The sequence below is a fragment of the Pseudomonas sp. fls2-241-R2A-110 genome (genome assembly GCF_030209165.1).
In the GTDB taxonomy this organism is placed as follows: Bacteria; Pseudomonadota; Gammaproteobacteria; order Pseudomonadales; family Pseudomonadaceae; genus Aquipseudomonas.
In genome coordinates, this window is sequence record NZ_JARVSN010000026.1 from 18476 (window position 1) to 40964 (window position 22489).

Below are 22489 nucleotides of genomic sequence, written 5' to 3' on the forward strand. Positions count from 1 at the left end.
CCCGGCAAATAGTTTTACTTTTTCCACGCCCCTCGGCCGCCCGCGCCGGTATCATAAGCAGCCTATCTATCCTGCTTTCCCGTGGACCTTTACCCATGTCTGAAAACCAGCGCCCCCTGGCGGTCACGCTGCAAGTCGTTTCCATCGTCCTGTTCACCTTCATCGGCTACCTCAATATCGGCATTCCCCTGGCCGTATTGCCCGGCTACGTCCACAGCGACCTGGGCTTTGGCGCCGTGATCGCAGGGCTGGTGATCAGCGTGCAATACCTGGCCACCCTGCTGAGCCGGCCTTACGCCGGGAAAATCATCGACAACAAAGGCAGCAAGCTGGCGGTAATGTACGGCCTCGCCGGCTGCGGCTTGAGCGGTGTGTTCATGCTGATCTCCGCCTGGACCCAAAGCTTGCCGATGCTGAGCCTGATCAGCCTGTTGATCGGCCGACTGGTGCTCGGCAGCGCTGAAAGCCTGGTGGGTTCCGGTTCGATTGGCTGGGGGATTGGCCGGGTCGGCGCGGCGAACACCGCCAAGGTGATTTCCTGGAACGGTATCGCCAGCTACGGCGCGCTGGCGGTTGGCGCGCCGCTGGGGGTGTTGTTGGTCAGTCAGTTGGGCTTGTGGAGCATGGGGGTGAGCATTGTGCTGCTGGCCATTATCGGTCTGGTGCTGGCCTGGCCGAAAACCGCCGCGCCGATAGTGGTCGGCGAACGGCTGCCGTTCATGCACGTGCTCGGCCGCGTACTGCCACACGGTTGCGGCCTGGCACTGGGGTCGATTGGTTTCGGCACCATCGCCACTTTCATCACCTTGTATTACGCCACGCAACACTGGAACAACGCCGTGCTGTGCCTAAGCCTGTTCGGCGCCAGTTTCATTGGCGCGCGGCTGCTGTTCGGCAACCTGATCAACCGCCTCGGCGGCTTTCGCGTGGCAATTGCCTGTCTGTCGGTGGAAACCCTGGGCTTGCTGCTGTTGTGGCTCGCACCGGATGCGCATTGGGCGCTGGCCGGCGCGGCATTGAGCGGTTTCGGCTTCTCGCTGGTGTTTCCGGCGTTGGGGGTTGAAGCGGTCAACCTGGTGCCCGCCTCCAGCCGTGGCGCAGCGGTCGGTGCCTATTCGTTGTTCATCGATTTGTCGCTGGGGATCACCGGACCGCTGGCCGGTGCGATTGCCGCAGGCTTTGGTTTTGCCTCGATCTTCCTGTTCGCCGCGTTCGCTGCGTTGAGCGGATTGGCGCTCAGCGTGTACCTGTACCGGCAGGCGCCAAAATATCGGGAAGAACGCGACGCCCGCTAGAAATCCACCTTGCCGCGCCCGGCCTTGATGCTGCCGCGCTTGGTCTTGGATTCGAGCCGACGCTTCTTCGAACCGAGGGTCGGCTTGGTCGGACGACGTTTCTTTTCGACCTTGGTGGCGCTGAGAATCAACTCGACCAGCCGCTCCAGCGCATCCGCGCGATTGGCCTCCTGCGTGCGGTATTGCTGGGCCTTGATGATCAACACCCCGTCACTGGTGATGCGACTGTCACGCAGCGCCAGCAACCGCTCCTTGTAGAACTCGGGCAAGGACGATGCCGCAATGTCGAAGCGCAAGTGCATGGCGCTGGAGACCTTATTGACGTTCTGCCCACCGGCGCCCTGGGCGCGAATGGCCGTCAACTCGATCTCGGCATCCGGCAGATGCACATTGTTGGAAATCACCAGCATGGAAAAGCGTCCGTATTCAGAACGTGCAGGATACCGCGAATGGACTGAACGAATGCGGCCCTTGTGGGAGGACTGAAAACAACAAACCCGGCACATGGCCGGGTTTGTTGTTTCTATGTGCCGCGCTTACTTCGCGTTTGCCGCGTGCAGCGCATGTTGCGCACTGCGCTTGTTCTTGATGCCGTAGCAAACCCACATGAACGCCACCCACACCGGGATCGCGTACACAGAGATCTGAATCCCCGGGATCAACAGCATCACGCAGAGAATGAAGACCACGAACGCCAGGCAGATGTAGTTCCCGTACGGGTACCACAGGGCCTTGAACAGCGGCGTCTGCTGGGTCTTGTTCATGTGCTGGCGGAACTTGAAGTGCGAGAAGCTGATCATCGCCCAGTTGATCACCAGGGTTGCAACCACCAGCGACATCAACAGTTCCAGCGCGTTTTGCGGAATCAGGTAGTTGAGCAACACCGCAATCAGCGTCACCGCCGCCGACGCGAGGATCGAACGCACCGGCACGCCGCGCTTGTCGATTTTCGACAAGACTTTGGGCGCATCACCCTGCTCGGCCATGCCCAGCAGCATGCGGCTGTTGCAGTAGGTGCCGCTGTTGTAGACCGACAACGCCGCGGTCAGCACCACGAAGTTGAGGATGTGCGCGGCGGTGTTGCTGCCGAGCATCGAGAACACCTGAACGAACGGGCTGCCGCTGTAGGAGTCGCCGGACGCGTTCAAGGTAGCCAGCAGGCTGTCCCAAGGGGTCAGCGACAGCAGAATGACCAGCGCACCGATGTAGAAAATCAGGATCCGGTAGATCACCTGGTTGATGGCTTTGGGGATCACGGTTTTCGGTTTGTCGGCTTCGGCGGCGGTGAAACCGAGCATTTCCAAGCCACCGAAGGAGAACATGATGATCGCCATCGCCATCACCAGACCGCTGACGCCGTTCGGGAAGAAGCCGCCGTGGGACCACAGGTTACTCACCGAGGCTTGCGGGCCGCCATGGCCGCTGACCAGCAAGTAGCTGCCCAACGCAATCATGCCGACAATCGCCACGACCTTGATGATCGCGAACCAGAACTCGGCCTCGCCAAAGACTTTGACGTTGGCCAGGTTGATCAGGTTGATCAAGACGAAGAAGCCGGCTGCGGAGACCCAGGTCGGGATGTCCGGCGCCCAGTAGTGGATGTATTTGCCGACAGCAGTCAGCTCCGACATGCCCACCAGAATGTACAGGATCCAGCAGTTCCAGCCCGACAGAAAGCCGGCGAAACCACCCCAGTATTTGTGCGCAAAGTGGCTGAAGGAACCGGCCACGGGCTCTTCGACGATCATTTCGCCGAGCTGGCGCATGATCATGAACGCGATGAAGCCGCAGATGGCATAGCCGAGGATCATCGACGGGCCGGCGGATTTGAGTACGCCAGCCGAGCCGAGGAACAACCCCGTACCGATCGCGCCACCAAGGGCGATCAGTTGAATATGGCGATTTTTCAGGCCGCGTTTCAGCTCGCCTGAATGCGAGTTTTGTCCACTCATGAAAAGGGTCTCACGCAAGGTTTGATGATGTTCAGTCGACGTTGCTGCTCAGTTGCACTTTCAAGCAGCGCCGATCAAACCCCAGCGCAAGCACCAGGAGTTCAGCGTATTTACTAAGGTCATGCGTCACCTGTTTGTTTTTATCTGTGACGAAATCGAACCCGACACGCTCGTGACGCGACGGAGTGAACAAGGCGGATAGCCTCGAAATTTGCGCATTTGCGCAGGAGGTCACAGGTAAAACGCGGCGCATTGTACACCTGTAACCCCCTGCTGCCAGACACCACTGGATCAGCGTGTCATTTGCCGGGATTGCCTGTGTCCGCCCCGAGCTTCTCGGGCGGCTGCATACATAAGGTCTGACCTTTGCGGGTCATCGACGGGAGCAACGAAAAATCGCCCCACGGGGAGAGATGAAAATGCGTCACGGCGTTCATTGCGCCTCCTTCTTGTTATGCACCTGCACGACAGGCATGGGGCGCATCTCACCCTTCCAGCGCGCCTGAAACAAGCCAGCCAGAGCCCTGCCTTCGGGTTCAACGGTGTCAGGGCGGCAGGTTTTCCTTACAAGCTTGCCGTGCACGTCAATCCAAGGGGTTTGAAGGGCATTTTCGTAAGCTTTTCTTTACAACCCGTAACGTAAAAGTTCCAGACCAGATCTCTACGCAGGACGACTGCAAATTGACGGTAGGACGCTTCCTACGGAAAGGTCGAGTTAGTTTTTTGTTTTTTATTAATAAATCCGTCGTTTAAAAACAGAATAAAAAGTTCAAATAAATCTTATTTAATTATTTTTTTGCAATTTAAAAAACCCTGAACTAGGTTTTCAGCGACTTGCCGAGACGCATCAACCGGCAAGTTGGCGCGTTATTCAATGACTGAAAAATGCGCCGTTGCACTTACCGAAAAGTCATCTAGGAGATTCACAATGCAAGCACTTGAAAAAGACTTGGACACTGAACTGCAACTGGACGATTGGTTTGAAGCACCGACCCATGAAGCCGCCGTTGAAATGATGCAAGCCGATGCGGTTGTTCCGTTCGGCACGGCGATGTGGCCTTTGTAAGCCATCCTGGCGGGCATAATCCGGCCGGTTGTGCCCGCCACTTTTCTCGGTTTGTCAGGGAGGACTACATGGATAAGCAACGCGCCATTTCGCATTTCCTTTACTACCTCGAACATCACCCTGCCGTCGCCGGCCTTCATCCGGCGAAGGTCTTGCTGGGCCATACGGCTGATTACGAGGCGCTGACCGGCGCCATCGCCGAACAGGCCACTGGCAGCCAGCCCTTCCGTTTCAGCACCCTGCGACTGGACCTCGAACCGACAGAAAGTCTCGCCCAGGCGATTGTCGACAGCGACCTGTACATTTTCTTCTATGACTCCTCCACCCTGCCCAATCCACGGCCAGAAGGCCCGGAGTTTGTCCGCGCGCTGCAAGGCGTAATGGCCGAGAACTGGAAGAAGTCGCTGCTGTTCAAGGATTACGGCGATTACTTCTACGACACCTTCAGTGTCACGCCGCAACGTATTGCCGGGTTGAACAGCCACTTGATCCAGCGCATGTCGCAGGCGACAACCCTAAGTTTCAAAGATGATCGTGGCTCGTGGTTTGAAACACCGCTGAGCAGCATCAAGAAGTGGACCGATATTAACGGCGTCGGCAACTTTGACCTGGCCCCTGGTGAAATCGCAACGCACAGCGAAGCCATTAATGGCCGGGTAAAGTTTATGGGGACGTTCCTCAGCACCATTCCCTTTGCCCGCAAATACGGCGTATTGGATTCGCCGCTGGAGTTGTGGATCGAGAACTCGACCATCAGCAAGATCGCCACGGACGTGCCGGGGCTGGAACATGACTTCAACAAATACCTGCAAGCCAACCCATCGAATCGGCGGATCGAGGAGCTGGGGATTGGCACCAACGAAGGCGTGAAGGCGCTCTACGCGCGCAACGCCGGGTTTGAGGAGCGACATTGCGGGTTGCATCTGGGGTTGGGTGGCGGGGCCAAGGGCAGTCATCATCTGGACCTGATTTTTTCCAGCGGCGTGTTGGCGCTGGATGATGAGCCAGTGTTTGATGGACGATTTGTGTTTTAGCCACAAAGCAGGTGGTGCTACTACGGGCCTCATCGCGAGCAAGCTCGCTCCCACAGGTGACCGCGTTGTCTCATGGAAATGCGATCCACTGTGGGAGCGAGCTTGCTCGCGATGAGGCCCGAACAGTCACCACCTTACTTAAAGACAGACAAAAAAAACGCCAACCCGAAGGTTGGCGTTTTTTATGTGGCGCTTACCGATTACTCAGGCTTGCGACGACCAAAGCCCGGACGCTGGCCCGAACCGGCTGGTGCACCGCGACGCTTACCCGATGGCGCGTCCTTGTCGACCAGAACGATGCCTGGGCGTTTCTTCGGCGCTGGCTTGGCCGGGCGCTTGGTGTCCGAAGGACGCTCTGCCACAGGCGTACCGCGACCTGCTGGAGCACCGCGATCACTGCGACCACCGCTTGGCGCACCGCGGCCTTCGCCACGTTCAGTGCGACCATTGGCCGGACGCGGCGTGCGTGGACCGCGCTCGCCATCGGCACGCGGTGCCACTGGCTTGCGGGCCGGACGCTCGCCTTCAATCTTCGGCTCACGCGGAGAACGTGGACCGGCAGCCGGGGCGCCAGCCGCTGGGCGCAACGTACGCACGCGTTCGGTTTTGCCGACCGGACGGGACGATTTACGCTGCATACGCTCAAGCTTGTCTTTGCTCTTGGCGTTCATCTGCGGCATGGCCACTGGGGTCAGGCCCACTTCAGCACTCAGAATGTCGACTTCGTACTGGCTCATTTCGCGCCAGCGACCCATCGGCAGGTCGGAGTTGAGGAACACCGGACCGAAACGCACGCGCTTCAGACGGCTGACCACCAGGCCCTGGGATTCCCACAGGCGACGAACTTCGCGGTTGCGACCTTCCATCACCACGCAGTGATACCAGTGGTTGAAACCTTCGCCGCCTGGAGCTTGCTTGATGTCGGTGAACTTGGCCGGGCCGTCTTCGAGGACGACGCCTGCTTTCAGACGCTCGATCATCTCGTCATCGACTTCGCCACGTACACGCACCGCGTATTCACGGTCCATTTCGTAGGACGGGTGCATCAGGCGGTTAGCCAGCTCACCGTCGGTGGTGAACATCAGCAGACCGGTGGTATTGATGTCCAGGCGACCGATGTTGATCCAGCGACCTTCTTTCGGTTTCGGCATTTTGTCGAACACGGTCGGACGGCCTTCCGGGTCGTCACGGGTGCAGATTTCACCGTCGGGCTTGTTGTACATGATCACGCGGCGTACCGACTCGGCGGCTTCTTCGCGCTTGATCACCTTGCCATCAATGGTGATGGCGTCGTGCAGGTCGACGCGCAGGCCAAGGGTGGCGTCTTTGCCGTTGACCTTGATGCGGCCATGACTGATCCAGGCTTCTACGTCACGGCGCGAGCCGACGCCGATACGGGCGAGGACTTTCTGCAGCTTTTCGCCTGCGGGGCCGATTTCCTGGTCGTCTTTCTGGTCGTTGATACTCATCTGGGCACCTCCCGGTGTGGTCTGTTCAGGCCTTGCCTGAAGCGATGTAAAACTGAGTCCTGGGCGAAGGGATCGCTCGGGGGTCGCGAATCATACGCTCATGGAAGCATTCGCGCATCAGAGACTAGCTGAGGAATGGAGAGTTACTTGTTTTTCCGCCGACCGGTGGCGCCGAGTTTGATCAGTCGCAGGGAGGCTTCGGCGAGGATTGTGTGTTTGTCGGTCTTGTCGAGTTTCTTCCAGGCCCTGATCTCACGCTTGCTGCGGCCACAGCCGAGGCAGATGTCGTCGGTGAATTTGCAGAGGCTGATGCAAGGGTCTTTGGTTGAACTCATTACCAACTCCAGGAAACACCTCAAATCACCTGTGGGAGCGAGCCTGCTCGCGATTAGGGCTAAACATTCAACATCAAGGTGGCTGGCAGTCCGCTATCGCGAGCAGGCTCGCTCCCACAGGGGGGTAGGCGTCAGTCGTCGAATTCGCGGCGTTCGGCTTCGATTGCTTCGGCCAAGGCACGGGCTTCGGCTTCTTCGTCGCTCAGTTCGGGCTCGGGTTTGTGTTGCTCTAGTGCAGCGACGGCCGCCAGGAGTTTCTCTCGCGCTTGGGCGACACCGAGAACGTCGTCTTCCAGCTCTTCTTCCTGATCTTCTTCGATTGTGGCTTCAGGCTCAGGATGAAGTTCAACTTCAATTTCCGGCTCCGGCTGCTCCAGAACTTCTTCAGACTCAGTCAACGCGCCATCACGCAAAATGTCGTCGAAGTCGGTCTTGAGCCCCTCCTCCATGGTGTCCAGTTCCAGCAACAGCGTATGGAAACTGGTTTCTTCCTTGGGCTCTTCCGGCTCTGCACTGGCGTCGGCCAGTTCCTGCAAGCTGGCCGGGACTGGCGCGTCGTCGAAGTCGAGCACCGGATCAGGTTCCAGCTCACGCAAGTCAGCCAGTGGCGGCAAATCGTCGAGGTTTTTCAGGTTGAAGTGATCGAGAAAAGCCTTGGTGGTGGCGAACATCGCCGGTTTGCCGGGCACGTCACGGTAACCAACGATGCGAATCCACTCGCGCTCCAGCAGGGTCTTGACGATGTGACTGTTGACCGCCACGCCCCGCACGTCTTCGATCTCGCCCCGGGTGATCGGCTGGCGATAGGCGATCAGGGCGATGGTTTCGAGCATGGCGCGCGAATAACGCTGCGGGCGTTCTTCCCACAGTCGTCCGACCCACGGCGAAAATTTTTCGCGAATCTGCAGGCGATAGCCGGAGGCCACTTCCTTCAGCTCGAAGGCGCGACCGTCGCAGGACTTGGCCAGAATCGTCAGGGCTTTCTTGAAGACCGGCGGCTCCGGTCGCTCGCCCTCTTCGAAGAGTTCGAAGAGGCGTTCCAGCGATTGCGGTTTTCCCGAGGCCAACAGAAAGGCTTCAAGCAGTGGCGCCAGCTCGCGGGGTTCAGTCAGGTTCATGATTCAACTCGTTATTCGGCTCGGGCTCGCACGTGGATCGCCGCGAACGGCTCATTCTGCACCAGCTCGACCAAAGATTCCTTGACCAGTTCGAGGATCGCCATAAAGGTCACCACGACCCCCAGGCGTCCTTCTTCAGCGGTGAACAGCTCGACAAAAGGCACAAAACCACCGCCCTTGAGCCGGTCCAGCACGTCGCTCATGCGCTCGCGGGTGGACAGCGCCTCGCGGCTGACCTGGTGACTTTCGAACATGTCGCCACGGCGCAGGACTTCGGCCATGGACAACAACAGCTCTGACAGGCGCACGTCCGGCAACAGCTTGCGCGCCCGGGCTTCGGGGGCATCGAGCTTGGGCACGACCACGTCACGCCCGACCCGACTCAGGCCGTCGATGCCTTCGGCAGCGGCCTTGAAGCGTTCGTACTCCTGCAAGCGCCGGATCAGCTCCGCGCGCGGGTCGTCTTCTTCGTCTTCGATGGTTTCGGCACGCGGCAGCAACATCCGCGACTTGATCTCGGCCAGCATCGCGGCCATCACCAGGTATTCGGCGGCCAGCTCCAGGCGCACCGATTGCATCAACTCGACATACCCCATGTATTGACGGGTTATTTCCGCCACCGGGATGTCGAGGATGTTGATGTTCTGTTTGCGGATCAGGTACAGCAGCAGGTCGAGGGGACCTTCGAAGGCTTCGAGAAAAACCTCGAGTGCGTCCGGCGGGATGTACAGGTCCAGCGGCATTTCCATGACCGCCTGGCCATAGACCATGGCGAAGGGTAGCTCTTGCTGCGCGCCAGCCTGACTGTCAACGGGTTCTACTGCGGACATCTACGCCTCGGCCATGAACGGCGCAGGGTCGCCGCAACCGACACGGATCACTTCCGGCTCGCCGTCAGCGAGGTTGATCACGGTGGACGCCTTGATCCCGCCGAAACCGCCATCGATGATCAGGTCGACCTGATGCTCGAGCACCTGGCGCATTTCGTAAGGATCGGTCATCGGATCGGTTTCGCCGGGCAGGATCAGGGTCACGCTCATCAGCGGCTCACCGAGTTCTTCAAGCAGCGCCAAGGCTATCGGATGGCTTGGCACCCGCAGGCCGATGGTGCGTTTTTTCGGATGCAGCAACAGCCGCGGGACTTCGCGGGTGGCGTTCAGAATGAAGGTGTACGGTCCCGGCAGATGCGCCTTGAGCAAGCGAAACAGGCCGGTGTCGATCTTGGCGAACAGCCCCAACTGCGACAGGTCGCTGCAAATCAGCGCGAAGTTGTGCTTGTCGTCCAGCCCGCGCAACCGGCGCACGCGCTCCACGGCGTTCTTGTCGCCGATCTGGCAACCGATTGCGTAGGACGAGTCTGTGGGATAAATCACCACCCCGCCTTTGCGAATGATCTCGACAGCCTGCTTGATCAGGCGCGCTTGCGGGTTTTCCGGATGAATCTGGAAAAATTGACTCACATTCTCTACCTGTTCAGACGACGGCAATAATTGGGTCATGTTTGAATCGACACCACAGTGGTGGCAGATCCTCCGGGAGCGGGCGATATTCACCGATCTCGGACCAGCCTCCAGGGCCATGAAAATCACTGCCGGCGCTGACCAGCAGACCGAATTCACGGGCGAGAATCGCCAGGCTGCCCACTTGTTCGGCGGGCTGATGGCCATTGACCACTTCGATAGCGTGGCCCCCAGCTTGAATATAGTCAGAAATCAGCCGGCGACGCTTGCTGCGAGTGAAATCGTAGTGCCACGGATGCGCCAGGCTGACCCAGGCTTGTGCGGCTCTCAGGGTTTCGACCGTGTCTTCCAGGGTCGGCCAGTGTTGCTTGACGTCGCCCAGCTTGCCGGCGCCCAGCCATTTGCGGAACGCTTCGGCGCGATCCTTGACGAAACCTTCACGCACCATCCAGTCGGCGAAGTGCGGACGGGCCGGCGCATTGCCGCTGTCACCCAGCTCTTGTTGCATGGCCCGGGCACCGTCCAGCGCTCCCGGCATGCCTTTCAGCGCCAGTTTGCGGCTTATTTCTTCGGACCTTAGCCAGCGGCCATCGTGCAATTTGGCGATGGCCTCGACCAACGGGGCGGCATTGACATCAAACCCGTAGCCCAGCACATGAATGGTCGCACCGCCCCAAGTGCAGGATAATTCGACGCCATTGACCAGTTGCATTCCCAGTTCGGACGCAGCGGTGCGGGCCTCATCGAGGCCTTCCAGGGTGTCGTGATCGGTCAAGGCCAGGACTCGCACGCCTTTCTCGTACGCACGCGCTACCAGAACTGCCGGCGCGAGGGCGCCATCGGAAGCGGTGCTATGGCAGTGCAAATCGACATTCACGGGGATGTGTTACCTCAAATCAGCTGGCGCTATCGCGCGCCCATATGTTTGTTATTATGCCGCCACATCCTGCTTCTGGCTGCCACTGTGAAACAATTCATCGATTTCATCCCGCTTCTGCTGTTTTTCATCGTCTTCAAGATCGATCCACGGGTCGTCGACGTCGCCGGCCATGAAGTGACTGTAGGCGGTATTTACAGCGCCACCGCGATGCTGATCATCAGTTCCCTGGTGGTTTACGGCGCGCTGTTCATCAAACAGCGCAAGCTGGAGAAGAGCCAGTGGCTGACCCTCATCGCCTGCCTGGTGTTCGGTAGCCTGACATTGGCGTTCCACAGCGAGACCTTCCTTAAATGGAAAGCGCCGGTGGTCAACTGGCTGTTCGCCCTGGCCTTCATTGGCAGCCACTTCATCGGCGACCAACTGCTGATCAAGCGCATCATGGGCCACGCACTGACGCTGCCGGACCCGATCTGGACGCGTCTGAACATCGCCTGGATCGGGTTTTTCCTGTTTTGCGGTGCCGCCAACCTGTTCGTCGCGTTCACGTTCCAGAGCTACTGGGTCGACTTCAAGGTCTTCGGCAGCCTGGGCATGACGTTGCTGTTCCTGGTCGGCCAGGGCATTTACCTGTCCCGCCACCTGCATGACGCCGATACCACAACGCCAAAAACCGAGGACTGACATGCTTTACGCAATCATTGCCACAGACGTTGCCGACTCCCTCCCAGCCCGCCTGGCCGCACGGCCTGCACACCTTGAGCGCTTGCAAGTGCTCAAGGGCGAAGGGCGTATCGTGTTGGCCGGTCCACACCCGGCGGTCGACAGCAATGATCCGGGCGCTGCGGGTTTCACCGGCAGCCTGATCGTCGCCGAGTTCGATTCCCTGAGCGCGGCACAAGCCTGGGCCGATGCCGATCCTTACGTCGCCGCAGGCGTCTACGCCAACGTTTCGGTCAAGCCGTTCAAGCAAGTCCTGCCATAAAGTCCTGTCTCGCGGTGAACCTTGTCGGTTCATCGCGCTCTCAACGCTCATTATTCTCGTCTGACGGCCGACAACCTGCCCAATACTCGTATTGGAATCAGGAGTGGCGATGCGCAAAGGTCCGTTGTGTCTGATGTTGGTGACGTTGTCGATTGTGGCCCCTGTCCATGGTGAGGAACGCGCCGAGGGCGCCGGTTCGACGCCGTTGTCATTGAGCGCCGGCAGCCAGATCGCCGAGTTGCAACAACGCTTGAAAGCTAGCGAACAGCAACGAGAAGAACTGAGCAAACAACTGCAAAGTACCGATACTGAGCGTGAAAGCGCTCAACTGGCCCGGTTGCGCCAAGAGAATCAGCGCCTCAAGCTGCAACTCAAGGAAACCCAGGCCAGCAATCCGCTTCCACGCCTGCTGACCGATCAACAGCAGTGGTTCGTCATTGGCGCCGCAGTTGCGCTTTTGGCACTGCTCTGCGGTATCTTCGCCAGCGGTGCCACAAGAAAACGTAGGCAATGGCTAAATTGAGTGAGTCATGAGCGAGCTGTTATTAATTGATGATGACCAGGAGCTGTGTGAGCTCCTGAGCAGTTGGCTGAGCCAGGAAGGCTTTCAGGTCCGTGCCTGTCACGACGGCCATAGTGCCCGCCGTGCGCTGGCCGAAACGTCTCCGGCAGCCGTGGTGCTGGACGTGATGCTGCCCGATGGCAGTGGCCTGGAGCTGCTCAAGCAATTGCGCAGCGATCATCCCGACTTGCCGGTGCTGATGCTCTCCGCCCGCGGCGAGCCACTGGATCGCATCCTCGGCCTGGAACTGGGCGCCGACGACTACCTGGCCAAGCCGTGCGACCCGCGGGAACTGACAGCCCGTCTGCGCGCCGTATTGCGCCGCAGTCATCCGGCGGCCGCGTCGAGCCAGCTCGAACTGGGCGACCTGTGTTTCAGCCCGGTGCGCGGTGTGGTCAGCATCGACGAACAGGAATTCACCCTCACCGTTTCCGAAAGCCGCCTGCTCGAAGCCCTGCTCAAGCAACCTGGCGAGCCGCTGGACAAGCAGGAACTGGCGCAAATCGCCCTCGGCCGCAAACTGACCCTGTACGACCGCAGCCTGGACATGCACGTCAGCAACCTGCGTAAAAAGATCGGCCCACACCCCGACGGCCGTCCGCGCATCGTTGCCCTGCGTAGTCGCGGTTATTACTACAGCCTGTAAGATTTGTCAGGTCAGCACAAAATCGTCTTTACCCAAGCTTTACGCTCCGCTGACCGCCGCTTACCTTGATCCTCGTAATCTGTACTCATCCGGAACGTACCGGGAACGAGACAAGGAGATACACCATGCGCAAGACTCTTATCGCTCTGATGTTCGCTGCCGCCCTGCCGACCATTGCCATGGCTGCGCCTGAAGGTACCGGCCCGATGGGTGGCCCGATGGACGGTTCGCACCACGGCGGTCAGATGCACGGCATGCACGGCAAAGGCCCATACAGCCAGCTCGACCTGAGCCGTGAACAGCGCGACCAGATCCGCAAGATCATGGGCGAGCAGATGCACGAGCGTAAGCAACTGGTCGACAAATACCTGGAAAAACTCTCGCCAGCCGACCAGAAAGCCATGAAAGACGAAATGGCCGCCAACCACAAGAAAGCCGAAGCAGATGTACGTGCCCTGCTGAAACCGGATCAACAGAAGAAATTCGACGAGATCCAGAAAAAACAGGCTGAACGTCGCGCCGAATGGGCTGAGTTCAAGGCCTGGAAAGCGCAGCAACAGCAGCAACAGCCAAAAGCGCAATAATGCGCTAACCCCGGACCCGACGACTAAACCCGTCGGGTCTGTTTCTAATCAGTTCATTGTGGGAGTGAGCCTGCTCGCGATAGCGGTGCACCAGTCAATAAATGCTTGTCTGGCACACCGCTATCGCGAGCAGGCTCACTCCCACACTGATTTGTGATTGTTCGAGGATTTCCTGTGCGCTCATTGTTCTGGCGTATTCTGGCCAGCTTCTGGCTGGCCATCGCTCTGGTTGCAGGGCTGTCCATTTTGCTGGGGCACATGCTTAACCAGGATGCGTGGATACTCAGTCGCCATCCGGGCTTGAACAACTTGGCTGAACAGTGGACGCAAACCTATGAATCCCAGGGCGAGGAAGCGGCCCAGGACATTCTGGAACAGCGCAAACGCCAATATCACATCGACGTTCAAGTGCTCAACGAGAGCGGCGACCCAGTGGTGCGCGGCACGTTCCCCCGTCGTGCGGCCGCCTTCGAAGCACGGCAGAACAATGACGATAGGCGCCTGCCGTGGCGGCGTCTGACCGCGGAATACACCAGCGACAAAACCGGCGAAACCTACCTGCTGATCTACCGCATTCCACACCCGGAACTGGACGCCTGGCACCGCGAAAGCCTGCTCTGGCCGTTGAGCGCATTGGGTATTGCCCTGGTGGTGCTGACCCTTTTCAGCCTCTTCGTCACATTGTCCATCACGCGACCGCTGAGTCGCTTGCGCGGCGCGGTGCATGATCTGGGGCAAACCACCTATCAGCAGAACAGCCTGGTGAAACTGGCCAATCGCCGCGATGAATTCGGCGTGCTGGCCAACGATTTCAACCGCATGGGTGCACGCCTGCAAAGTCTGATCGGCAGCCAGCGGCAATTGCTGCGCGACGTGTCCCACGAATTGCGCTCCCCTCTCGCCCGACTGCGTATTGCGCTGGCGCTGGCCGAACGGGCAACGCCCGAGGAACGGGAAAAGCTTGCGCCGCGCCTGACGCGCGAGTGTGATCGGCTGGAAGCGTTGATCAGTGAAATCCTGGTGTTGGCGCGAGTCGATGCCGACAACGCGAGCGCCGAAGACGTTGATCTCAATGCGCTGCTCAACACCCTGCAAAAGGATGCTCAGCTGGGTTCGCCGGAGCAGAACGTACACCTCGAGGCCGAACCGCAGCTGAACCTCAAGGGTTGGCCGACGATGATCGAACGCGCCGTGGATAACCTGCTGCGCAATGCTCAGCGATTCAACCCGGTGGGGCAGGCGATTGAAATGCAGGCGGTGCGTCAGGGCGAACGGATCGTGGTCAGCGTGCGTGACCATGGGCCGGGAGTCGATGCCGGCCACTTGAGTCAGTTGGGCGAACCGTTCTACCGGGCACCCGGGCAAACAGCGCCCGGACATGGCCTGGGATTGGCGATTGCGCGCCGAGCGGCAGAACGACATGGCGGGGCCCTGGTGCTGGCCAACCACCCGGATGGCGGGTTTATCGCCAGCCTGGAATTACCGTTGGTGCCCGGAGTCACCTCTTAACTGATCGAGATAGAGAACGCGCTGATGATCGTTCCCACGCTCCGCGTGGGAATGCCTCAAGGGACGCTCCGCGTTCCAATGGGACGCAGAGCGTCCCGGGCTGCATTCCCACGCAAAGCGCGGGAACGATCTTTACTGACCAGGCCAGGCGCTGACGAATTCGGCCAGATCAACCTTCTCCGCCACGCGCGGCTCTTTCTGCGGCGTGCCGAGGTAGAGAAACGCGATGACCTGTTCACCCTCCGCCAATCCCAACCCTTTGGCCACATGCGCCGAATAGGCCAGATCACCTGTGCGCCAGACCGCGCCAATGCCTTGCGCATACGCGGCCAGCAAAATTCCGTGAGCCGCACATCCCGCTGCCAGTAATTGCTCGGACTTTGGATACTTGATGTGATCCTGCAACCGCGCGATCACCACGACCACCAACGGCGCGCGCAGTGGACCGTTACGCGCCTTGTCCAGCGCTGCTTCAGACACGTCGCTGTCCTGCAGCGTCGCCGCCTCAGCCAGCAACTCGCCCATCTGCTCACGCGCCGCGCCTTCGACTGTCAGGAAGCGCCAAGGCTGCAAGTGGCCGTGGTCGGGTGCGCGCATCGCGGCGGCGAACAGCGCTTCGCGTTGTTCAGCGGTGGGTGCCGGGTCGATCAGTCGTGGAACGGAAACACGGTTGAGCAAAGCGTCGAGAGCCTGCATCGGCCACCTCCTGTAAAAAATGTTTGGCTATTCTAGCGGTAACCACCTCAGGAGTGCCGGTTTACATAGCAGGCCCCACGGGTAGAATGGCGCCCTTCCCATTATCAGCCCGAGCGGACTTCATGGCGTTGCCGACCTTACGGACTATTGGTTTCATCATCGGCATCTTCCTGATCACGTTGGCCATCGCCATGGTTGTGCCCATGGCCACACTGGTGATTTTCGAACGCACCAGCGACCTGCCTTCGTTCCTTTGGGCGAGCATGATCACCTTTGTCGCCGGCCTCGCGCTGGTCATCCCCGGTCGCCCCGAACACGTGCACCTGCGCCCGCGCGACATGTACTTGCTGACCGTCAGCAGCTGGCTGGTGGTGTGCATTTTCGCCGCGCTTCCGTTCCTGCTGACCCAGCACATCAGCTACACCGACTCGTTTTTTGAAAGCATGTCCGGCATCACCGCCACGGGTTCCACGGTATTGACCGGCCTGGACACCATGTCCCCTGGCATCCTGATCTGGCGCTCGCTGCTGCACTGGATCGGCGGCATCGGCTTCATCGGCATGGCGGTTGCGATTCTGCCGTTGCTGCGAATCGGCGGCATGCGCCTGTTTCAGACAGAGTCGTCGGACCGATCCGAAAAAATCATGCCCCGTTCGCACATGGTGGCGCGCCTGATCGTGGCGGCCTACGTCGGCATTACCATCCTAGGCAGCCTGGCGTTCTGGTGGGCCGGGATGAGCCTGTTCGATGCGATCAACCACGCCATGTCAGCCATTTCCACCGGCGGATTCTCCACGTCCGATCAGTCACTGGCGAAGTGGACACAACCGGCGGTGCACTGGGTGGCGATTGTCATCATGATCCTCGGCAGCCTGCCGTTCACCCTGTACGTGGCGACCTTGCGCGGTAACCGTCGAGCACTGATCAAGGACCAGCAAGTTCAGGGTTTGCTCGGCATGTTGCTGGTGACCTGGCTGGTGCTCGGCACCTGGTATTGGTGGACCACCAAACTGCACTGGCTCGATGCCCTGCGCCATGTGGCACTGAACGTGACGTCGGTGGTGACGACCACCGGTTTTGCACTGGGGGATTACAGCCTCTGGGGAAATTTCTCGCTGATGCTGTTTTTCTATCTGGGTTTTGTCGGCGGTTGCTCGGGCTCGACGGCCGGCGGGATCAAGATTTTCCGCTTTCAGGTCGCCTATATCCTGCTCAAGGCCAACCTTAATCAGCTGATTCACCCGCGCGCGGTGATCAAGCAGAAGTACAACGGTCACCGTCTCGACGAAGAAATCGTGCGTTCGATCCTGACGTTTTCGTTCTTCTTCGCCATCACCATTTGCGTGATCGCATTGCTGCTGTCGCTGCTCGGCGTGGACTGGATGACCGCCCTGACCGGCGCGGCCAGTACCGTCTCCGGCGTCGGTCCGGGCCTGGGCGAAACCATCGGCCCGGCGGGCAACTTCGCCACCCTGCCGGACGCCGCCAAGTGGATTCTCTCGTTCGGCATGCTGCTGGGACGACTGGAGATCATTACGGTGTTTGTTCTGTGCATTCCTGCGTTCTGGCGCCACTGACAGTCGCGGGCGCTTCCATCAGCCGTGCCCGGTACTCGCCGGGCGTGGCGTCGAACCAGCGGCGGAAGGCGCGGAAGAAATTGCTCGGGTCGGCGAACCCCAACAGGTAGGCAATTTCCAGCAGGGTCATGGTTGGTTGCGCCAAGTATTGCTCGGCCAGTTCGCGCCGCGTGTCGTCCAGCAATGTCTGAAAACTCGTGCCTTCTTCCTGCAAGCGTCGCTGCAGGGTCCGTTGCGACAAGTGCAGCGTCTGCGCCACGGTATCGCGCTTGGGTTCGCCCTGGGGCAGCAAACGGCACAGCACCTGCCGCGCCTTATGGGTCACCCGACTCTCGGAAAACCGCGCCAGATACTCACCGGCAAACCGGTCATGCAGCAGCGCCATCGCCTCGTTGGCGGTCGGTAGCGGCGCCTCCATGTCGGCGCGTTCGAAGATCAACGCGTCATAAGGTGCGTTGAACACCAACGGTGCATGGAACGCTAGTTTGTAGGGTTCAAGATTGCTCGGCTGATCGCCCTGCACCAGCACTTTGCGCGGTTGCAGCGTGCGCCCGGTCAACCAGCCACACAGCGCCAGCGCACAAGCCAGCGAAGCTTCGGCACTTTGTCGGGTCGGCGGCAGGTGGTCGCCATGCACCGTCAGAATCAGCGCATACCCTTCATCCAGCAGCCGGAAGCTCAGGTCAGCACTTTCGGCAATGATCCGCTGATAGCGCACCAGCCGTTGAAAGCCTTCGGCCAGGGTCTGGCTGGACATCAGCGCGTAACCGGCGACATGAAAGGAGGCCGGGCGCACCACTTTGCCCATGTTCAGGCCGATAGCGGGGTTACCGGACAGCTCGACCGCACGCTGCCACAGCCGTGTCATGGAGTCTTGCGGGAAGCGCGCATCGGGGTCATCCAGTGCCGCGTAGTCGAGCCCCAGTTGCTTGAACAGAACCCGGCAATCCAGGCCGTCCATCTCCAGTGCTTTGACAATCCCCATCGCCCAGCTTGCAGAAGTCGTTCGTTCGCTCATGGCGTTTACTTACTACGTGGTGAGCCGTCTAACGCGGCAAGTTTTCAAAGGATACTAAAGTGGCGCCTATTGTCACTGGCTGACGCCATTGATCACTCTAGACTCAAATAAGCTACCGGCAGAACAACTTGCAATCAGAACAACAACCACAGAGATCGCAGTCGTGGAAAACATCAGACGTTTCAACAGTTTCGCTGAGTTTTACCCGTACTACCTCAGCGAACACAGCAACAGCACCTGTCGACGATTGCATTTTGTCGGTACCAGCCTGGTCATCTTCATTCTGGCGTTGGCCATCGGCAAAGGCGCATGGCTGATGTTGCTCGCCTTGCCGCTGGCCGGTTACAGCTTTGCCTGGGTCGGCCATTTCTTCTTCGAGAAGAACCGCCCGGCGACTTTCCAGCACCCGCTGTACAGCCTGCTCGGCGACTTCGTCATGTACCGCGACATGGTGCTGGGTCGCGTGCCGTTCTAGGCTCCCACAGTCACAAAAGCGCCCTGCGTAGCCTGTGCAAAATTGGATCCAAGTCCTACACTCAAAATGTCCCTTTCGCTTAGAACAAGAGGATAGCTGATGAATGCCAGTGCTCGTTTCACCCACATGCAGGATGGCACGCAGGAAGACTGGGCGATTATTGCCGCGGACTTCAGTGCCTATGCGAGGCAGCTGCCGACTCGGATTGTGGCGCACCTGAAATTACTGGAAGGTGATTTTGGCGGCTTCCCGGTGGATCGCCTGACCCATTCCCTGCAAACCGCCAGCCGTGCCTGGCGCGATGGCCGTAATGAAGAATATGTGGTCTGCGCACTGCTTCACGACATCGGCGACACGCTGGGCTCCTACAACCATCCGGACATTGCCGCGGCGATCCTCAAGCCGTTCGTCAGCGCCGAGAACCTGTGGATGGTGGAGAAGCATGGGATTTTCCAGGGCTATTATTTCTTCCACCACTTGGGGATGGACCGGCACCTGCGCGAGCAATTCAGCGAACATCCGCAGTATCAGGCGACCATCGAGTTCTGCGCCAAGTACGATGCGGCGGCGTTTGATCCGGCGTATGACACCCTGCCGTTGAGTTTTTTCGAGCCGATGATGGAGCGCTTGTTTGCGCAGCCTAAGCATTCGATCTACAAGGCGGCGATGGAAGAACACGCACCGGCCTGATGGATCCAGCGGGACCGCTGCGCGGTCCATCGCGAGCAGGCTCACTCCCACAGTGGATTTCCAGTGGACACATTATTTGTGACCACCTCAGTTCAAATGTGGGAGTGAGCCTGCTCGCGATGGGGCCAGCCCGGTCACCGCAAACTTCAAGCCGGTTCGGCAACCTTCAGCGCCTTCAATTCAGCCTCCCGCGCCTGCGCATCCGCCAACCGATACAACTCGATCGAACCGTCCCAATGCTCGATCAACGCCGTGCACGACTCCACCCAATCCCCGCAATTGAGGTAATCCACCCCGCCAACCTTGCGGATCTCGGCATGGTGAATGTGCCCGCACACCACGCCGTGCAATTCGCGCTTCACGCATTCGTGGGCAATGGCCTCTTCAAAATCGCTGATGAAGCTGACCGCCGTTTTCACCTTGTGCTTGAGGTACGCCGACAGTGACCAGTAGCCATAGCCATAACGGGCGCGCCAGTGATTCAGCCAACGGTTGAGGGTCAGGGTGAATTCGTAGGCCGAATCGCCAAGGAAGGCCAGCCAGCGGTGATAGCGGGTGATGACGTCAAACTGATCGCCGTGGATCACCAGCAGATGGCGGCCATCGGCGGTCACGTGCACCGCCTCGTCCACCAACTGGATATTGCCCAGCATCAGCTTCGAATAACGACGCAGGAATTCGTCGTGGTTACCGGTGACGTAGATCACCTCGGTGCCCCGCTTGCTCATGGTCAGCAGCCGGCGGATCACATTGGTGTGCGCCTGCGGCCAGTACATGCCGCTGCGCAGTTTCCAGCCGTCGATGATGTCGCCGACCAGGTAAATCTTGTCCGCGTGATAGCCCTTGAGAAACTGCGACAGGTGTTCAGCCTGGCAATCCCGGGTGCCCAGGTGCACATCGGAAATCCACAAGGTCCGCACACGTTGCTTACGGCTGGGTTTGGCGAGCTCGGCGCTGGTCATGGGTAACCCTCAGGACAGGTTTTGGCAAGCTTGCGCCGGTCGGGTTAATGGCCCATGACAGTGGCGAGTCAGTCCTGTGACAGCACCCTGGCGGTGTAGACTGGCCGCATCTTGCCCGGGAGACCTGCGATGAGACCGATCCTCACGCTACGCCAGTACACCGAAGACCTGATCGTCCACAGCCACGACCACGCGCAACTGGTGTTCGGGCTCTCGGGCGCGCTGGATTTTGAAGTCGGCGGGCGTGGCAGTCAGGTGGTGCAACAAAGTTTCGTGGTGGTGCCGTCCGGCTTCCATCACGCCTGCGGCAGCAGCAATGGCAGCCGCTGCCTGGTGCTGGATGTGCCGAGCGATCAATGGATTTCACAGTCCCTGGGCGATCACGCCGAGGCCAGTCGACGCCTGCTCGACAATGCCGGTCGCCTGCCGCTGGACGCCGGGCAAAGCCAGTTGGTGAGCTGGCTTGCGGCCAGTCAGGTCAGTGATCCGTTGATTGCCCAGCAAGGCGCGGTGCTGTTGCTGGCCAGCCTCAACAACGCCAGGCCCGACGTCGTGGGCGGTCGACGCTTGCCATATGCCGCCCTGAACGCGCACATCGATCAGTACGCGGCTTATCCGCTGCAGGTTGCCGATCTGGCGCGCATCGCCGGGTTGTCGAGCGCTCGGTTGCATGCACGGTTCGTCGCGGAATGCGGGCAGACGCCGATGGACTACATTCGCAGTCGACGCCTGCATATAGCGGTGGGATTGCTGCGGGACTCGCCGCTGCCTGTCGGCGAGATCGCCAGTCGGGTCGGTTACAGTTCCCAGAGCGCATTTGCTGCGGCGGTGTTGCGCGAGTTCGGTGCGACGCCGGGCGAGCTGCGCCGCGAGTCTGGCAACAAAGGACGATAGTCTGGCGACAGACATGGCCAGCATTGCGCGATTAAATAATGAGCAGCTGCCGATGTCTGTCGGCTTGGCTCACTACCGTTATCAAGGATTGCAATGACTCCGCGTACCGCCCTCGGCGCCCTGCATATCGGCGCACTGATGTTTGGCCTGACCGGTGTGTTCGGCAAACTCGCTGCCGCCTCCCCCTCGGTCATCGTTTTTGGTCGGGCCGCGTTTGCCGTACTGGCATTGGCATTCTTCGCACGGTTCGCCAGCAACACACGCTGGCAGAAACTCGAAGCGCAGGACTGGCGCCGCCTGCTGCTCAGCGGCTTGCTGCTGGCGGGGCATTGGGTGAGTTTTTTCATTGCGGTGAAAGTCGCGGGCGTGGCGATTGCGACCCTGGGGTTCGCCAGCTTCCCGGCGTTTACCGTGATTCTCGAAGGGCTGATTTTCCGTGAGCGGATTCGCGCCAACGAAATCCTCTTGGTCGTGCTGGTGAGTGTCGGGCTGGTGCTGGTCACGCCTGACTTCGATCTGGCGAGCGGTGCCACCGTGGGCCTGCTCTGGGCCGTCGGGTCAGGTTTGCTGTTCGCCCTGCTGTCGCTGACCAACCGCGCCAGCTCCGGGCGAATCCCGGCGGTGCAGGCCGCGCTGTGTCAGAACGTAGTGGTTGCTTTGTGCCTGCTGCCAATGGCAGCGCCGCAATTGAGCGAGGTGCGCGCTCTCGACTGGCTGTGGATCGGTCTGCTCGGCGTGTTCTGCACCGGGGTTGCCCACAGTTTGTTCGTCGCCAGCCTGGCGGTCATCAAGGCGCGCACCGCCGCCGTGGTGTTCGCCCTGGAGCCGGTCTACGGGATCACCATGGCGTGGCTGTTGTTCGATGAAAACCCGACGCTGCGCATGCTCATCGGCGGTGCATTGATCATCGTCGCGATTGTGGTTTCCAGCAGGCTGTCGGGCGGTTCCAGTAAAAAAACCGTGGCGGCCGAAGCCGCCTCTCACTGAGTCCGGTCGTTATGGCCGAGGTCGCGGTCGGGATCGATCTGATCGCGGACTCGCTGCTTGAGCACTTTGGCTTCCGGGAAACCTCCGTCGGCCTTGCGCTCCCAGAGCTGCACTTCGTCACAGAAAATGTGGAAGACACCGCCAGTGCCGGGCACCAGCGAGACTTTGCCCAGGTCATCGCCGAAAGTGCTGAGCAGTTCTTGCGCCAGCCAGGCAGCGCGCAACAGCCATTGGCATTGCGTGCAGTAGGTGATGACGATTTCCGGTTTTTGCGGGGTCATGATGGTCGAATTCCTGA

At 59.8% G+C, this 22489-nt stretch carries 27 protein-coding genes; 14 read left to right on the top strand and 13 right to left on the bottom strand.

From position 1 onward, the window contains the following. Positions 1–95 precede the first annotated feature (95 nt). Positions 96–1295 carry an MFS transporter gene (locus QRN31_RS22010; RefSeq protein ID WP_285434539.1) on the top strand — a complete coding sequence of 400 codons (1200 nt, stop codon included), beginning with the start codon at positions 96–98 and terminating at the stop codon, positions 1293–1295. On the opposite strand, the gene arfB is transcribed toward QRN31_RS22010, so the two are convergent. The 3 genes from arfB to QRN31_RS22025 form a co-directional block, all read right to left on the bottom strand. Continuing rightward, positions 1292–1705 (bottom strand): alternative ribosome rescue aminoacyl-tRNA hydrolase ArfB, encoded by a 414-nt coding sequence (arfB, locus tag QRN31_RS22015; RefSeq protein ID WP_090181465.1) that lies wholly within the window; start codon positions 1703–1705, stop codon positions 1292–1294. The genes QRN31_RS22010 and arfB overlap by 4 nt on opposite strands. Positions 1706–1831: 126 nt before the next feature. Further along, on the bottom strand, positions 1832–3247 hold the full coding sequence (locus QRN31_RS22020; protein WP_285434541.1) for an amino acid permease: 1416 nt from the start codon (positions 3245–3247) through the stop codon (positions 1832–1834). A gap of 299 nt (positions 3248–3546) precedes the next feature. Beyond that, the gene (locus QRN31_RS22025; protein WP_285434543.1) at positions 3547–3684 is read right to left on the bottom strand and encodes a hypothetical protein; all 138 of its coding nucleotides are present in this window, start codon (positions 3682–3684) and stop codon (positions 3547–3549) included. Between the two features lie 491 nt (positions 3685–4175). On the opposite strand from QRN31_RS22025, the gene QRN31_RS22030 reads away from it, so the two are divergent. Beyond that, positions 4176–4313, top strand: a complete 138-nt coding sequence (locus tag QRN31_RS22030; RefSeq protein ID WP_167360483.1) for a hypothetical protein — start codon at positions 4176–4178, stop codon at positions 4311–4313. A gap of 68 nt (positions 4314–4381) precedes the next feature. Further along, positions 4382–5347 carry a M29 family metallopeptidase gene (locus tag QRN31_RS22035; RefSeq protein WP_285434544.1) on the top strand — a complete coding sequence of 322 codons (966 nt, stop codon included), beginning with the start codon at positions 4382–4384 and terminating at the stop codon, positions 5345–5347. A 200-nt stretch (positions 5348–5547) separates the two neighbouring features. Here the strand turns inward: QRN31_RS22035 and rluB are convergent, their stop codons facing one another. From rluB to QRN31_RS22065, 6 genes are all read right to left on the bottom strand, one after another. Next, a complete protein-coding gene (gene rluB / locus QRN31_RS22040; RefSeq protein WP_285434545.1) occupies positions 5548–6816 on the bottom strand; it encodes a 23S rRNA pseudouridine(2605) synthase RluB in 1269 nt (422 codons plus the stop codon). A gap of 143 nt (positions 6817–6959) precedes the next feature. After that, positions 6960–7151: a DUF1289 domain-containing protein gene (locus tag QRN31_RS22045; protein ID WP_285434546.1), complete on the bottom strand. Its 192-nt coding sequence runs from the start codon at positions 7149–7151 to the stop codon at positions 6960–6962. A 131-nt stretch (positions 7152–7282) separates the two neighbouring features. Then, positions 7283–8269: an SMC-Scp complex subunit ScpB gene (gene scpB / locus QRN31_RS22050; protein ID WP_285434547.1), complete on the bottom strand. Its 987-nt coding sequence runs from the start codon at positions 8267–8269 to the stop codon at positions 7283–7285. A gap of 11 nt (positions 8270–8280) precedes the next feature. Beyond that, positions 8281–9099: a segregation and condensation protein A gene (locus QRN31_RS22055; RefSeq protein WP_090181454.1), complete on the bottom strand. Its 819-nt coding sequence runs from the start codon at positions 9097–9099 to the stop codon at positions 8281–8283. Then, entirely contained in the window at positions 9100–9729 is a 630-nt protein-coding gene (locus QRN31_RS22060) for an L-threonylcarbamoyladenylate synthase (protein WP_285434549.1), read from the bottom strand. It abuts the gene before it with no gap. A gap of 13 nt (positions 9730–9742) precedes the next feature. Beyond that, a complete protein-coding gene (locus tag QRN31_RS22065; RefSeq protein WP_222585199.1) occupies positions 9743–10606 on the bottom strand; it encodes a PHP domain-containing protein in 864 nt (287 codons plus the stop codon). Positions 10607–10693: 87 nt separating this feature from the next. On the opposite strand from QRN31_RS22065, the gene QRN31_RS22070 reads away from it, so the two are divergent. The 6 genes from QRN31_RS22070 (at position 10694) to QRN31_RS22095 (ending at position 14892) form a co-directional block, all read left to right on the top strand. Beyond that, positions 10694–11290 (top strand): septation protein A, encoded by a 597-nt coding sequence (locus QRN31_RS22070; protein ID WP_090181450.1) that lies wholly within the window; start codon positions 10694–10696, stop codon positions 11288–11290. Position 11291: 1 nt separating this feature from the next. Continuing rightward, positions 11292–11591: a YciI family protein gene (locus tag QRN31_RS22075; RefSeq protein ID WP_285434551.1), complete on the top strand. Its 300-nt coding sequence runs from the start codon at positions 11292–11294 to the stop codon at positions 11589–11591. A gap of 109 nt (positions 11592–11700) precedes the next feature. Beyond that, complete coding sequence (locus QRN31_RS22080; RefSeq protein WP_285434552.1) at positions 11701–12114, top strand: translation initiation factor 2; 414 nt, start codon at positions 11701–11703, stop codon at positions 12112–12114. Positions 12115–12121: 7 nt separating this feature from the next. Continuing rightward, positions 12122–12799: a response regulator transcription factor gene (locus QRN31_RS22085; RefSeq protein ID WP_285434553.1), complete on the top strand. Its 678-nt coding sequence runs from the start codon at positions 12122–12124 to the stop codon at positions 12797–12799. A gap of 125 nt (positions 12800–12924) precedes the next feature. After that, a complete protein-coding gene (locus tag QRN31_RS22090) occupies positions 12925–13383 on the top strand; it encodes a Spy/CpxP family protein refolding chaperone (protein ID WP_285434554.1) in 459 nt (152 codons plus the stop codon). 174 nt (positions 13384–13557) lie between these two features. Continuing rightward, positions 13558–14892 carry a sensor histidine kinase gene (locus tag QRN31_RS22095; protein ID WP_285434555.1) on the top strand — a complete coding sequence of 445 codons (1335 nt, stop codon included), beginning with the start codon at positions 13558–13560 and terminating at the stop codon, positions 14890–14892. Between the two features lie 132 nt (positions 14893–15024). Here QRN31_RS22095 and QRN31_RS22100 read toward each other — a convergent pair whose 3' ends face one another. Further along, positions 15025–15588 carry an NAD(P)H nitroreductase gene (locus QRN31_RS22100; protein WP_285434556.1) on the bottom strand — a complete coding sequence of 188 codons (564 nt, stop codon included), beginning with the start codon at positions 15586–15588 and terminating at the stop codon, positions 15025–15027. A gap of 122 nt (positions 15589–15710) precedes the next feature. Here QRN31_RS22100 and QRN31_RS22105 point away from each other — a divergent pair, with 122 nt between their 5' ends. After that, entirely contained in the window at positions 15711–17165 is a 1455-nt protein-coding gene (locus tag QRN31_RS22105; protein WP_285434558.1) for a TrkH family potassium uptake protein, read from the top strand. On the opposite strand, the gene QRN31_RS22110 is transcribed toward QRN31_RS22105, so the two are convergent. Next, positions 17122–18183 (bottom strand): AraC family transcriptional regulator, encoded by a 1062-nt coding sequence (locus QRN31_RS22110; RefSeq protein WP_285434559.1) that lies wholly within the window; start codon positions 18181–18183, stop codon positions 17122–17124. The two genes, QRN31_RS22105 and QRN31_RS22110, sit on opposite strands and share 44 nt — an antisense overlap. Positions 18184–18346: 163 nt before the next feature. Here QRN31_RS22110 and QRN31_RS22115 point away from each other — a divergent pair, with 163 nt between their 5' ends. Further along, positions 18347–18658 (top strand): Mpo1-like protein, encoded by a 312-nt coding sequence (locus QRN31_RS22115; protein WP_285434560.1) that lies wholly within the window; start codon positions 18347–18349, stop codon positions 18656–18658. A 99-nt stretch (positions 18659–18757) separates the two neighbouring features. After that, positions 18758–19348 carry an HD domain-containing protein gene (locus tag QRN31_RS22120; protein WP_285434562.1) on the top strand — a complete coding sequence of 197 codons (591 nt, stop codon included), beginning with the start codon at positions 18758–18760 and terminating at the stop codon, positions 19346–19348. 146 nt (positions 19349–19494) lie between these two features. Here the strand turns inward: QRN31_RS22120 and QRN31_RS22125 are convergent, their stop codons facing one another. After that, complete coding sequence (locus QRN31_RS22125; RefSeq protein WP_285434563.1) at positions 19495–20310, bottom strand: UDP-2,3-diacylglucosamine diphosphatase; 816 nt, start codon at positions 20308–20310, stop codon at positions 19495–19497. 129 nt (positions 20311–20439) lie between these two features. Between QRN31_RS22125 and QRN31_RS22130 the strand changes: the two genes are divergently transcribed. Continuing rightward, on the top strand, positions 20440–21204 hold the full coding sequence (locus tag QRN31_RS22130) for a helix-turn-helix transcriptional regulator (protein ID WP_285434564.1): 765 nt from the start codon (positions 20440–20442) through the stop codon (positions 21202–21204). Positions 21205–21297: 93 nt separating this feature from the next. Further along, positions 21298–22191, top strand: coding sequence for a DMT family transporter (locus QRN31_RS22135; RefSeq protein WP_285434565.1), 894 nt, complete (start codon positions 21298–21300; stop codon positions 22189–22191). On the opposite strand, the gene QRN31_RS22140 is transcribed toward QRN31_RS22135, so the two are convergent. Beyond that, positions 22185–22472: an Rdx family protein gene (locus QRN31_RS22140; RefSeq protein ID WP_285434566.1), complete on the bottom strand. Its 288-nt coding sequence runs from the start codon at positions 22470–22472 to the stop codon at positions 22185–22187. The genes QRN31_RS22135 and QRN31_RS22140 overlap by 7 nt on opposite strands. Positions 22473–22489 lie beyond the last annotated feature (17 nt).